The 11,247-nt window shown below is 52.6% G+C and carries 13 protein-coding genes (1 of these 13 running past the window's edge); 10 read left to right on the top strand and 3 right to left on the bottom strand.

Annotated elements, in window-relative coordinates; all coding sequences use genetic code 11:
• Position 1: 1 nt before the first annotated feature.
• Positions 2 to 1,009: a hypothetical protein gene (locus ACO064_RS24865; RefSeq protein ID WP_421829908.1), complete on the bottom strand. Its 1,008-nt coding sequence runs from the start codon at positions 1,007 to 1,009 to the stop codon at positions 2 to 4.
• A gap of 178 nt (positions 1,010 to 1,187) precedes the next feature.
• Here ACO064_RS24865 and ACO064_RS24870 point away from each other — a divergent pair, with 178 nt between their 5' ends.
• The 7 genes from ACO064_RS24870 (at position 1,188) to ACO064_RS24900 (ending at position 7,110) form a co-directional block, all read left to right on the top strand.
• The gene (locus ACO064_RS24870; protein ID WP_421829909.1) at positions 1,188 to 1,577 is read left to right on the top strand and encodes a VOC family protein; all 390 of its coding nucleotides are present in this window, start codon (positions 1,188 to 1,190) and stop codon (positions 1,575 to 1,577) included.
• 83 nt (positions 1,578 to 1,660) lie between these two features.
• A complete protein-coding gene (locus ACO064_RS24875; protein ID WP_421829910.1) occupies positions 1,661 to 2,134 on the top strand; it encodes a hypothetical protein in 474 nt (157 codons plus the stop codon).
• 20 nt (positions 2,135 to 2,154) lie between these two features.
• The gene (locus ACO064_RS24880; protein ID WP_421829911.1) at positions 2,155 to 2,523 is read left to right on the top strand and encodes a hypothetical protein; all 369 of its coding nucleotides are present in this window, start codon (positions 2,155 to 2,157) and stop codon (positions 2,521 to 2,523) included.
• A gap of 112 nt (positions 2,524 to 2,635) precedes the next feature.
• A complete protein-coding gene (locus tag ACO064_RS24885) occupies positions 2,636 to 4,273 on the top strand; it encodes an ArnT family glycosyltransferase (RefSeq protein WP_421829912.1) in 1,638 nt (545 codons plus the stop codon).
• Positions 4,274 to 4,321: 48 nt separating this feature from the next.
• The gene (locus ACO064_RS24890) at positions 4,322 to 5,266 is read left to right on the top strand and encodes a glycosyltransferase family 2 protein (RefSeq protein WP_421829913.1); all 945 of its coding nucleotides are present in this window, start codon (positions 4,322 to 4,324) and stop codon (positions 5,264 to 5,266) included.
• Between the two features lie 3 nt (positions 5,267 to 5,269).
• A complete protein-coding gene (locus ACO064_RS24895) occupies positions 5,270 to 6,145 on the top strand; it encodes a lysylphosphatidylglycerol synthase transmembrane domain-containing protein (RefSeq protein ID WP_421829914.1) in 876 nt (291 codons plus the stop codon).
• The gene (locus tag ACO064_RS24900; RefSeq protein ID WP_421829915.1) at positions 6,142 to 7,110 is read left to right on the top strand and encodes an SDR family NAD(P)-dependent oxidoreductase; all 969 of its coding nucleotides are present in this window, start codon (positions 6,142 to 6,144) and stop codon (positions 7,108 to 7,110) included. The genes ACO064_RS24895 and ACO064_RS24900 overlap by 4 nt, the downstream gene beginning before the upstream one ends.
• A gap of 64 nt (positions 7,111 to 7,174) precedes the next feature.
• On the opposite strand, the gene ACO064_RS24905 is transcribed toward ACO064_RS24900, so the two are convergent.
• Both ACO064_RS24905 and ACO064_RS24910 read right to left on the bottom strand, forming a co-directional pair.
• Entirely contained in the window at positions 7,175 to 8,248 is a 1,074-nt protein-coding gene (locus ACO064_RS24905) for a branched-chain amino acid aminotransferase (RefSeq protein WP_421829916.1), read from the bottom strand.
• A 166-nt stretch (positions 8,249 to 8,414) separates the two neighbouring features.
• Complete coding sequence (locus ACO064_RS24910; RefSeq protein ID WP_421829917.1) at positions 8,415 to 8,966, bottom strand: cob(I)yrinic acid a,c-diamide adenosyltransferase; 552 nt, start codon at positions 8,964 to 8,966, stop codon at positions 8,415 to 8,417.
• Positions 8,967 to 9,109: 143 nt separating this feature from the next.
• Between ACO064_RS24910 and ACO064_RS24915 the strand changes: the two genes are divergently transcribed.
• The 3 genes from ACO064_RS24915 to tyrS all read left to right on the top strand — a co-directional run.
• Complete coding sequence (locus tag ACO064_RS24915) at positions 9,110 to 9,619, top strand: hypothetical protein (RefSeq protein WP_138995237.1); 510 nt, start codon at positions 9,110 to 9,112, stop codon at positions 9,617 to 9,619.
• A 1-nt stretch (position 9,620) separates the two neighbouring features.
• Positions 9,621 to 10,841: an S-adenosylmethionine:tRNA ribosyltransferase-isomerase gene (locus ACO064_RS24920; RefSeq protein ID WP_421829918.1), complete on the top strand. Its 1,221-nt coding sequence runs from the start codon at positions 9,621 to 9,623 to the stop codon at positions 10,839 to 10,841.
• Between the two features lie 110 nt (positions 10,842 to 10,951).
• Positions 10,952 to 11,247, top strand: the 5' end (the start) of a protein-coding gene (gene tyrS / locus ACO064_RS24925) for a tyrosine--tRNA ligase (RefSeq protein WP_421831065.1). The gene runs 991 nt beyond the window's last position; 296 of the gene's 1,287 nt are visible here — the first part of the coding sequence; it begins with the start codon at positions 10,952 to 10,954; the stop codon falls past the right edge of the window.

Here is an 11,247-nt window from a genome sequence, read left to right on the forward strand (position 1 = left end):
TTTATTGGGGGCGGTCTACTTTAATCGAAATCGCGCCCCAGTTGCCTCGGTTGGGCAATGTTAGTGAATTACCGGATTGCGTATCGGGTGTAAACAGCAGTTTGGCCGACCCGGTAGCTTCGGCCGGAATCAACCCGAAGTAGGGATAAATTCCCGCGTAGCGACCCACGGCTTTCATCAGAAGGGAAGTTCCATCTTTCATTTTGGCACTCAGGGTGTAGCGACCCACGGGGATGTTCATAATGAGAACACTGGAGTTCTGAAAGCTTATTTTTTTGTTGATCATGAACTTCTTGCTGGTGCCGTAGAGACCTGGTCCGTCGGGGGTGAGGGTTACCTGAATTTCGGAGTTTTCGGGCAGGTAGTTCGGCGGATCGAAGATGCTCGTGGGATCTCCAACATTGTAGGAAATATACAGACAGCCACCCGCATAATTGGTCTGATCCCGGGGTTTCTGGCTGACCAGGTCTTTGTTGTAAACACCGTAGGACAGCAGAACGAAGTTCTTCACCAGTCCATCTACGGAGGGAAAACTTCCGAGTTTTCCGTCGGCTGCGTGCAAACTCATGACGGCTCTTCCTTCGCCGTAGTCGATGGTATACCCGGCGGCATAAAAGTCGGTGGCGCCCCAGGGAATGGTAATTTCGTAATAGCCATTGGCGTCGGTTTCGTCGGAAGCCCCGGAATACGACCCGCCCACCGCCGTTGAGCGCACGCCGATGTAGGCCCCTTCCAGCGGTTTTCCACTCAAATCGGCCACGTAGCCCCTAACGATGCCCGGTTTTACTTTTAGTGTCGGAAAGTTTGGCAAGCGGGGGTTGGTCGTTCCCATCACGTTCACGTAATCATCGGCGGCATTGAGCGTGAAAGCGGCTTCGCCATTCACCACCGGAAGGGCGGGCTGATCTCCCCAGTTGGTCGTTTCACCCCCGCCCCCTTCTACGTCGGCCGGGTCTTTTGAGCAGCCCGCCAGGAGCAGGGCCGCCAGGCTAAATACTTTGAAATTCATGTCGTGGATTTGTTTACTGTTGAAACCGCAAAGCTACATTCAGGTACCCGCGTGACTCACTCCGCTTATGTCAAGTCACATTCTGATTATTTGAAACGCAGAAATGGAAGGGTGAAGGACGGTTTTGCCGGTAAAATGAGAGAAGTTTGCAACTTGACCGCGAAAGACCAATCCATTTATGAAACAGGAAATAACGCAGCTCGCCCTGGTCGTCGACGATTACGACGAAGCCATTCAGTTTTACACCCAAAAATTAAACTTCACACTCATCGAGGACACGGTTTTGTCGGCGTCCAAACGCTGGGTGGTGGTGGCCCCGGCTGGCTCGACCGGTTGCCGGTTGTTGCTGGCAAAAGCCGACAATGAATTACAAAAAAGCCGGGTTGGCAACCAGACCGGTGGCCGGGTTTTCTTATTCATGCACACCGACGATTTCTGGCGGGATTATAAACAACTGGTTGCTAATCAGGTCGCATTTGTGCGCGATCCGACCAGGGAAGCGTACGGAACCGTAGCGGTTTTTGAGGATTTATATGGGAATCTGTGGGATTTAATCGGTCCTGCTTAAGCGGGTTTCTGACCGGTTTTCATAACCTTTTGCCGTCTTCGTTGTTATAGAATCGTGGTCTTTACAACCAACGATTCAACGGTATGGAGAAGGATAAAGATATCAACGAAGAAGACATTGCCGCAAAAGACAACCGCAACCGGTCGAGCCAGGAGAACTCGGCCAATGGACAGGACGGCGTAGCGGTTCGCGGGGGTGAGGATGGTCGTAATGACCGGTTTGTGGGCAGTACGGATATGGACAGTGCAAACGGATTGCTGCGCTTCAACGACCAGGACGACAACAACCCCAAAGATGACGTAACGGAAGAAGGCCAGCAGAGCATCGCCGGTTCACAAACCAATACATCGACGGTGGAGGTGACCACTTCCGGCCCCGACGATTATGCCTCAGCCGAGGAGGTGCCGACTCCCAAGGCCCAGAAAGAAGCAAAAGAACAGGATAAAGCGGATAAGAATGCGGGATCGGAGCAAACGAAAAGTGCCCGCGATCAGGAGAAGAAAGAGGAGGATGTGGCGCATACCGGCACATCGACAGATCACAAACCAGTGTATTAACCCATTAACTCAACAACGTTATGAGCCTTTCAAGCAAAGCACGGAAAGAAAGTACTGAATCATATGCCGCTCAACGCATGGGCAACACCATGGGTGTGCCCCCTGAATTGAGCCATTTATCAAAAATGGAACGGCCCGATGTGCAATTGCCGTCGGAATCACATCAATCCAATGATGTTGAAATCGAGGATGTTATGCCCATCGATAGTGAACCGAATCCGGCTCGGAACGATGCAAATCCCAACCCGGCCGAAGTGTCGGACCAGGAACTGAGCCGCGATGAAGACGGCGATCTGGCGGGGACAAACTGGAACAAGGACCGGGTGCCGGGTGCCGACTGGAACCGCGATACCGATGCGCCGGAACAGGAGCAGGTAGGCCATTCCTAACTCACTGATTTGCATTTTTTAAAGCCCACGAGACGTGGGCTTTTTTTGTTGGCCGGTTATTATTCCCGCTGGCTGGTGTCGGCAAATTCCAAATCCGCCCTACCTTTGCGGAATGCAAAGTCCTCTTTACCAGCGACCGGTTTTCTGGCAATGGCTCACGGTAGTGTTGCTGATTCCTGCTCTTTTTTCGTACCTCGGCTACCTGCCGCTGGATACGGGAACGGACGAACCCCGCCGGGCGCTAGTGGCTCTGGAGATGATTTTGTCGGGCGATTACCTCACGCCAACGCTGAATGGGGAATTGTATTTTAACAAACCGCCCCTCTACAACTGGCTGATTGCGGCCTCTTTCCACCTCTTCGGAAATTACTCGTCGTTTGCCTTACGCTTCCCGATGGTGGTGTCGCTGTTGCTGTATGGCCTCACGATTTACTGGCTCGTCAAAAAACACCTCGGCTCCCGGATTGCCTTTGCAGCCGCGCTGATGCTCGTGACCAATACCCGGATCTTATTGTATGATTCCATGTTGGGCCTGATCGACATCACGTTCTCATGGCTGACCTATACGGCGTTCATTCTGGTATATCATTTCGACCGGAAACGGAATTACTGGGCCTTGTTTCTGACCACCTACCTGATTACGGCCCTGGGTTTTATGATGAAAGGACTGCCGTCACTGGTCTTTCAGGGACTGACGCTACTGGCCTATTTTCTGTATACCAAACAATTCCGGAAGTTGTTCAGCCCGGCGCATTTTGCCGGGATCGGCCTTTTCTTGCTGATTGTCGGCAGCTATTACCTGGCGTATTTCGACCGCAATGCCATTTCGCCGGATAAGATCGTGTCGGTTTTGTTCGACGAAAGTGCCAAGCGAACGGTGGTGAAATTCGGCATCAAAGAGACGCTGCTCCACATGCTGACCTTTCCGTTCGAGATGCTCTATCACTACGCGCCCTGGATGTTGCTGGTGGTTGTGCTGTTTCGGAAAGGCGTTTTTAAACCGTCCCGGCAAACCACTGCCGAGGGTCAACCGGGTGAAAAACCGCTGATTACCGGACAGCCGTTTATTCTGTTCAACGCCATTGTATTTCTGGTCAACTTTGTCATTTACTGGTCTTCCCCACAGGTGTACGCCCGGTATCTGCTCATGCTGCTTCCCCTGCTTTTTACGGTTTTTGCGTATGTCTATTACGAACGAACCGACCCAACAGACTGGCGACGCAGGGGCTGGGAATACTTCATGGGCTTTGTGCTGATCGTGGTCACCATCGGGGCCTGGGTGCCTTTTTTCCATCCCGATACGAAAACCATACCCGGTTTATGGTGGAAGTGCAGTGTGCTGTTTGGGGTGCTGGCGTTCATCGTTTACCACTACATCCGGCAACCCGAACACCGGCTGATTATCCTGATTGCCTTCTTGGCGATGTTTCGGAACGGGTTCAACTGGCTGGTGATTCCACCCCGGCTGGCCCACCGTCAGGAGTATAAAGATTCGTCGGAACGCATCGCCCGGCAGTCGCTCGGCAAAGACTTATACGGTTATAAACAGACCATCGGCAGCGACGGGCAGACCGACGTAAACAGTTTTCACATCGAGGTGGTGCGGGGCGAAATTCTGCGAAAAACCAGCCAGAAACTTCCCAATACGCTCTACATCGCCGACTCGGTCAGTTTAGGCCGGGAGTCGTACCAAACTCTTTCAGAATTTAACTTGTTCGACAGACATCCGGCCAAACTCGTCCGGTTTTAATCCTGTCCGATTTTCATACCGGATCTTCTCTCCGAAAATATTTTTTTTATGCAGCCGTACCTTTCCGTCGTAATTTGTGTCTACAATGAAGAAGGGAATATTTTTCCGATGATCGATCAGGTCGAGCAGGCGTTGATGGGCTATGATTTTGAAATCGTATACGTCAATGATGGCTCATCAGACCGCACGCTGGCCGAACTGAAAGCCGTTCACAACGACCGTCTGGTGGTGGTGGATTTGCAAACCAATTACGGGCAGAGTCTGGCCCTGGCGGCCGGCATCGATGTGGCACGGGGGCAATACATCATTACGATGGACGGCGATTTGCAAAACGATCCCGCCGACATTCCGATGATGGTCAGGCTGGCCGAAGAAGGCGACTATGATCTGGTGGCCGGTATTCGGGCCAACCGGCAGGATGGGGCGTTGCTGCGCAAGCTGCCGAGCCGCATCGCCAACTGGATTATCCGGCAAACGTCGGGCGTCCACCTGAAAGATTACGGTTGCGCTCTGAAGGTGTTCCGGTCCGATCTGGCCAAAAACCTGGGTCTCTACGGCGAATTGCACCGGTTTATTCCTGTGTTGGCCCGACTGGAAGGTGCCCGGATGACGCAGACCGACGTGCAACACCACCCGCGCCGGATCGGTCAATCGAAATACGGTCTCGGTCGGACGCTGAAAGTAGTCAGTGATTTGATTTTGATGCTGTTCATGAAAAAATACCTCCGCAAACCGATGCACCTTTTCGGCAACTGGGGACTGATTTCACTGATGGTGGGGCTGCTGATCAACGGGTATCTGCTCATTCTGAAGCTGATGGGCAACGACATCTGGGGGCGCCCGCTCCTGATTCTCGGCACCATTCTGGTGTTGGCCGGGATTCAGTTGATTACGTTTGGGATCATGACCGAACTGCAAATGCGGACGTATTACGAATCACAGGATAAAAAGCCGTATAAAATCCGGCGGATTTATAAATCAGCCCTGGTTTGACGAATGCCAACGTACCTGAAAACGGCCCTGAAAATTGCCTTGTCGGCCTTGTCGTTGTGGCTGGTTTTCCGCAAGATCGAACCGGAACAGGTCTGGGACGTCATCTCAAGGGTGCAGGTGGGCTGGCTGGCGGTGGCAACGGTTTTGTTTATTCTATCGAAAGCGGCTTCTGCCGAACGTTTGCGGGTGTTGTTTGCACAGGTGGGACTGCGGTTGCGCCAATTACCCAACCTGAAATTGTACTGGCTCGGCATGTATTACAATCTTTTTTTGCCGGGTGGTATTGGCGGAGATGGCTATAAAGTGTATCTGTTGAACCGTCTGACCGGCACATCGGTTAAAGTCTTGGTAGGCGCCACGCTGATCGACCGGCTGATTGGTCTTCTACCACTTTTGTATGCGCTGGCGGTTTTTGTGGTGCTGATTCCGGAAGTGTCGCTGTGGCTGGGGTTTCAAATTGGCTGGTTGTGGCTGCTCGGAATTCCAATGGCCCATTTTGCTGCCAAGTGGCTTTTAATGCAATTCATGCCGCAGTTTGCGCCAGCTTTCGAACGCTCGGTGGATTGGTCCGGTCTGGTGCAGGGTTTTCAGATGGTACAGATTCTGATCTTGTTGCAGGCGGTCGATGCCCCGGGAAAACCGGAAGCCTACGTCTTATTGTTTCTGGTTTCGTCCATTGTTGCCACCATTCCGTTCACGATTGGCGGGGCCGGGGCGCGTGAGCTGACGTTTTTGCTGGGTGCGCAGGCCCTCGATGTGCCTGCCGATGCCGCGGTTTCGGTCAGTTTGTTGTTTTACATGATCACGGCGGTAGTATCGCTGGCGGGGGTTGTGTACAGTTTTCAATCATCCACCTTAACAAAGGATCTGAGTTCATGACCATTTTACTGACGGGTGGGGCGGGGTTTATTGGTTCAAATTTAGCCAAACAACTTTTGGAAGAAGGCCATCAGGTTATCTGTCTGGATAACCTGGATAGCTATTATGCCCCTGATATCAAATGGAAAAATGTTCAGCAAACGTTGAGCAGTCCAGCATACCACTTTCATCAGGGCGACATCCGGGATTCGGAACTGGTCGATACCTTATTCCAAACCTACGCTTTCGATGCGGTGATTCACCTGGCCGCCCGGGCGGGTGTCCGGCCATCGGTGCAGGATCCAGCCTTATATTATGACGTGAATGTGAATGGTACATTGACCTTGTTGCAGGCCATGCAGCGGTTTGGCGTAACGAAAATGGTATTCGCTTCATCCTCATCGGTTTACGGCGATTCTCCGCACGTTCCTTTCTCCGAAACCGATCCCGCCGATCGTCCTTTGTCGCCTTATGCGGCCTCCAAGCGGGCGGCCGAACTGCTGTGCCATACCTTCCACAATCTATACGGTTTCGATATTTTCTGCCTGCGGTTTTTCACCGTCTACGGTCCGCTCCAACGCCCTGAAATGGCCATCAGTCAGTTTACGGAAAGCATTCTGAACGAAAAGGCCATCAACGTTTTCGGCGACGGCTCAACGGCCCGGGATTACACCTATGTCGATGATATTGTCAGCGGCATCATTCAATCACTGAAGAACCTGAAAGGCTACGAAGTGCTGAACATCGGCGGCTCTGATCCGATTTCGTTGGCCAATCTGATTCGCGTGATCGAGCAGGCCGTGGGGAAAACCGCCCTCATCAACCGCCTGCCGATGCAACCCGGCGACGTGCAGCAAACCTATGCCGATATCCGAAAAGCGGCACAACTAATTGATTATCATCCCTCGGTTCGGGTGGAAGACGGAATCCAGCGGTTCGTCGACTGGTTTCGTACCCGGCAGGATGCAGATTTAGTCATGAAGTAACATAGAAAAGCCCCGACTCTTTTGCAGAAGCCGGGGCTTTTTTAAAACCGTATGCAGTAGGAGGTTACACTACTTTGTGCATCCAGCCAAATGCATCTTCACTCCGGCCGGTCCGGAGGTCGTTCAGGTACATAAAAATGCGGTGGGCCAGCGAATTTTCTTTCGATACTTCGCTCAGCATATAATCCTTCCCCTCATATCCGATCAGCGAATAGGGCGAGACCACCACGGCGGTTCCGGCACCAAATGCTTCGGTCAGGTTGCCGTTTTCAATGCCTTCGATCACTTCCTGAATGGAGACCTTCCGTTCTTCGACCTCAATTCCCCAGCTTTTTACCACTTTCAGGATGCTGTCGCGGGTAACGCCTTTCAGAATCGAATCGGAAGTCGCCGGGGTTACCAGCTTGCCGTCGATGACAAACATGATGTTCATCGTTCCGGATTCTTCAATGTATTTGTGCTCGGTCGCATCGGTCCACATCAACTGATCATAACCCGCCTGTTGCGCCAGCAGGGTCGGATACATCGATCCGGCGTAGTTGCCCGCACATTTGGCATATCCAACGCCCCCCGGTGCCGAACGAATATACTCCGTTTCAACTTTCAGTTTTGGCGGTTTGGTGTAATAAGCACCAACCGGACAGGTGAAAATGCAAAACCGGTAGGTTTTCGACGGCGCTACGCCTAAAAAAGTATCCGTTCCGAACATGTAGGGCCGGATGTAGAGCGAACTGTCGACCGTATTGGGAACCCACGCGGCATCGACCCGCAGCAGAGCTTCGAGGCCACCCATGAACACGTCTTCCGGAATCGTGGCCATGCACATCCGTTTGGCCGATTCGTTCATGCGTTTCCAGTTTTCGAGGGGCCGGAACAACAACACTTCGCCCTCTTCATTCTTGTAGGCTTTCATGCCTTCGAAAATCGACTGACCGTAGTGCAGGGACGATAGGGCCGGGCTGAGCGTGAAATCGTCGAACGGCACCACCTGTAGGTTTTGCCATTGTCCGTCGGCGTAATCCGCCACGAACATGTGGTCCGAAAAATGCTTGCCAAACGGCAGGTTGTTGAAGTCGACCTCCTCAATCCGGGAGCGTCCTGCTTTCCTTAGCGCGATGTTTACTAAGTCGGTAGTCATATCAGTAGGTGGCAAATCTGATCAACTAAAAAAGTCGTCAGCGGGTTGATAGTCAGCAAATGTATAGAAAACTTCCGCAAGTGTCCAGTAAAAATTAGTTGTTATGCTAATTATTTTTTTAGCGGTTTACCGGAAGACCCGCTTGCGTTGACAAACGGCGGTATGACTACACCCGTGGCTTCCAGACCACCTCTTCCGCACCGAGTTCCTGCGTCATTTTCCGGCTCAAAACGAATAAATAATCCGACAGTCGGTTGAGATACTGAATCACCAGGGGATCGACCGGTTTTTCGTCGTTCAGCGCAATCACCAGCCGCTCGGCCCGTCGGCAGACGGTGCGGGCCAGGTGGCAGAACGAAACCGACTGGTGGCCGCCCGGCAACACAAACGCCCGGAGTTCGGGCAATTCGGCATCCATCTCGTCCATCGCTTTTTCGAGCAGGGTAACATCAGAATCCAGTATCACCGGCAACGGTTTTTTTAGGGTCTTCTCGGGATCGGTGGCCAGCTCGGACCCGATCGTAAAGAGCCGGTCCTGAATCTCTTTCAGCAGCTCTTTCCGGTTTTCATTCACCGGCTGGTCGCGCACCAGGCCCACGACCGAATTCAGTTCATCGACCGTTCCGTAGGCATCGATCCGGTGGTGCGCCTTGCTGACCCGACGGCCACCAATCAGCGAGGTCTGGCCCTGGTCACCGGTTTTGGTGTAAATTTTCATGGAATAACGAAATACTGTTCCGCAAAGATGAGCAAAGGAACGCAGAGTTCGGCAAAGAACTTTGAAGCCGGGATTGGGAACACACCTCCTCAGCCCGTACCTTTGCGGCCCAAAGCCTGTAGTCAGGCGAATCGATCAACTTCATGAAAATTAGCAATTTTGCCATTCGTTTGTGGCGCCTGGCCTCCCTGGTGGGCTTCGGCACCCTCCTGATTTATACCTACGTTTCCCTTGAAACCAATGTCGCCGTGAGTTTCACACCGGATAGCCGCCCGGATGTGTTCATCAACCGGGATTATCTGTTTTACGGCTGCGTCGCCATTTTTCTGATCAACAATACGCTCATCAACACGCTCACCAAACTTTTTCCAAAAGCGTCCGGTACGGCTTTGCCCATTCCCAATCAACAGCTCTGGCTCGAACACCGGAGCCAGTTGAATGAGATTTTTCGCAACTGGTTCCACTGTCTGATGGCTGCCGTCAACACCGTGATGGCGCTGGCTTTGTATGTGCTCGGAAAGTTGAATACGCAACTGGGATCGACCAATTTGAGCGGACACCAATGGTTGTTGCCCGCTTGCACCGCCATCATTGTGATCGTGATCGTTTCGCTGCCCATTCGCCTGGCGATGAAACCCGTGGCTGAAGACTAGGATGGAGGAGTTGCAACTCAATGATTTCCAGTATGATCTTCCCGACGACCGCATCGCCCGGTTTCCGTTAACGCAGCGCGATCAGTCTAAATTGCTGGAATACTGCCAGGGAAAAATCACGCACCGGTCTTTTTTTGAATTACCGGATCAGCTACCGCAAAACAGCCTGCTGATTTTCAACGATACGAAAGTCATTCCGGCCCGGCTGCATTTTCAACGCTCGACCGGTGCGGTCATCGAGTTATTTCTGCTCAATCCGGTTCCCGCCGACCGGCTGGTTTCGGAAGCCATGCAGGACAAAAACCGGAGCATCTGGCAGTGCATGATTGGCAACCGCAAACGCTGGAAACCGGGCGAAATTCTGACGAAGGAAATCCGGTTTGGCGACCATACTATAGTAGTACGGGCGCAATGGCACGATCCCGAGCAATCGCACGTCCGGTTTGAGTGGACGCCGGGCGACGAAACGCCGGGCGACGAATCCTTTGCCGCCATTCTGCACGAAATCGGCAAAATTCCGTTGCCGCCGTATCTGAACCGCGACGTCACCGAGTCCGATAAAGAAACGTACCAGACGGTTTACTCCCGAATCGAAGGCGCGGTGGCGGCTCCAACGGCGGGCCTGCATTTTACGCCGGACGTATTCGAACGACTCGCCCAGAAAAGCATCCAAACCGATTACCTGACGCTGCACGTTGGTGCCGGTACATTTCAGCCGATTAAAACCACGGACGTTCGGCACCATACGATGCACACCGAACAGGTGGTGTATTCCCGACAGAACCTGGGAAACTTGGTGGCTCACACCGGGCCGGTTATTTCGGTTGGGACGACGTCAATGCGTTCGCTGGAAAGTCTCTACTGGTTCGGGGTGCGGTTGCTCAAAAATGAACCGGAACCGTTCCTGCTTGATCAGAATTACGCTTATTCGTTTTCTGAAGATGAATTGCCGGAGAAATATAAAGCGTTTCGGGCGGTTTTGGATCACCTTCAGCAAACCGAGCAAAATCAGATTGTTGCCCATACCGGTATTTATTGTATGCCCGGCTACCGGTTTCGGGTGGTCGATGGATTGGTGACCAATTTTCACCAACCCGGTTCTACCCTGATTCTGCTGGTAGCCGCTTTCATCGGTGAAGCCTGGCGTACGATATATAATACCGCTCTGGAGAATGACTACCGGTTTTTAAGTTACGGCGACTCTTCGCTGCTTTTACCCTGAACGTATATCTTTGCAACCGAATTTATTCAATTGAAAAGAGAAAGGAGGAATTACGCCAGTAAGGCGGTTATTCGCTCATTCACTCATTCGCTCATTCGCAATTGGTTATGATTGACTTTATTGAAGAACTCCGCTGGCGGGGCATGTTGCAGGATATGATGCCCGGCACCGACGAACAACTCCGCAAAGAATCCACAGCCGGTTACATCGGTTTTGACCCCACGGCGGCATCCCTGCACATCGGGAATCTGGCCACCATCATGTTGCTGGTGCATTTTCAGCGGGCGGGGCATAAACCGTTTGCGTTGGTGGGCGGAGCAACGGGTATGATTGGCGATCCGTCTGGCCGGTCGACCGAGCGCGACTTCCTGTCCGAAGAAGTCCTGCGCCACAATCAGGAAGGAAT

Source organism: Larkinella sp. (assembly GCF_965227735.1).
Taxonomy (GTDB): domain Bacteria; phylum Bacteroidota; class Bacteroidia; order Cytophagales; family Spirosomataceae; genus Larkinella.

Bases quoted from the DNA above. Each gene is read 5' to 3' on its own strand.
- ACO064_RS24865 (WP_421829908.1), bottom strand. From the start codon at position 1,009: ATGAATTTCAAAGTATTTAGCCTGGCGGCCCTGCTCCTGGCGGGCTGC.
- ACO064_RS24870 (WP_421829909.1), top strand. From the start codon at position 1,188: ATGAAACAGGAAATAACGCAGCTCGCCCTGGTCGTCGACGATTACGAC.
- ACO064_RS24875 (WP_421829910.1), top strand. From the start codon at position 1,661: ATGGAGAAGGATAAAGATATCAACGAAGAAGACATTGCCGCAAAAGAC.
- ACO064_RS24880 (WP_421829911.1), top strand. From the start codon at position 2,155: ATGAGCCTTTCAAGCAAAGCACGGAAAGAAAGTACTGAATCATATGCC.
- ACO064_RS24885 (WP_421829912.1), top strand. From the start codon at position 2,636: ATGCAAAGTCCTCTTTACCAGCGACCGGTTTTCTGGCAATGGCTCACG.
- ACO064_RS24890 (WP_421829913.1), top strand. From the start codon at position 4,322: ATGCAGCCGTACCTTTCCGTCGTAATTTGTGTCTACAATGAAGAAGGG.
- ACO064_RS24895 (WP_421829914.1), top strand. From the start codon at position 5,270: ATGCCAACGTACCTGAAAACGGCCCTGAAAATTGCCTTGTCGGCCTTG.
- ACO064_RS24900 (WP_421829915.1), top strand. From the start codon at position 6,142: ATGACCATTTTACTGACGGGTGGGGCGGGGTTTATTGGTTCAAATTTA.
- ACO064_RS24905 (WP_421829916.1), bottom strand. From the start codon at position 8,248: ATGACTACCGACTTAGTAAACATCGCGCTAAGGAAAGCAGGACGCTCC.
- ACO064_RS24910 (WP_421829917.1), bottom strand. From the start codon at position 8,966: ATGAAAATTTACACCAAAACCGGTGACCAGGGCCAGACCTCGCTGATT.
- ACO064_RS24915 (WP_138995237.1), top strand. From the start codon at position 9,110: ATGAAAATTAGCAATTTTGCCATTCGTTTGTGGCGCCTGGCCTCCCTG.
- ACO064_RS24920 (WP_421829918.1), top strand. From the start codon at position 9,621: ATGGAGGAGTTGCAACTCAATGATTTCCAGTATGATCTTCCCGACGAC.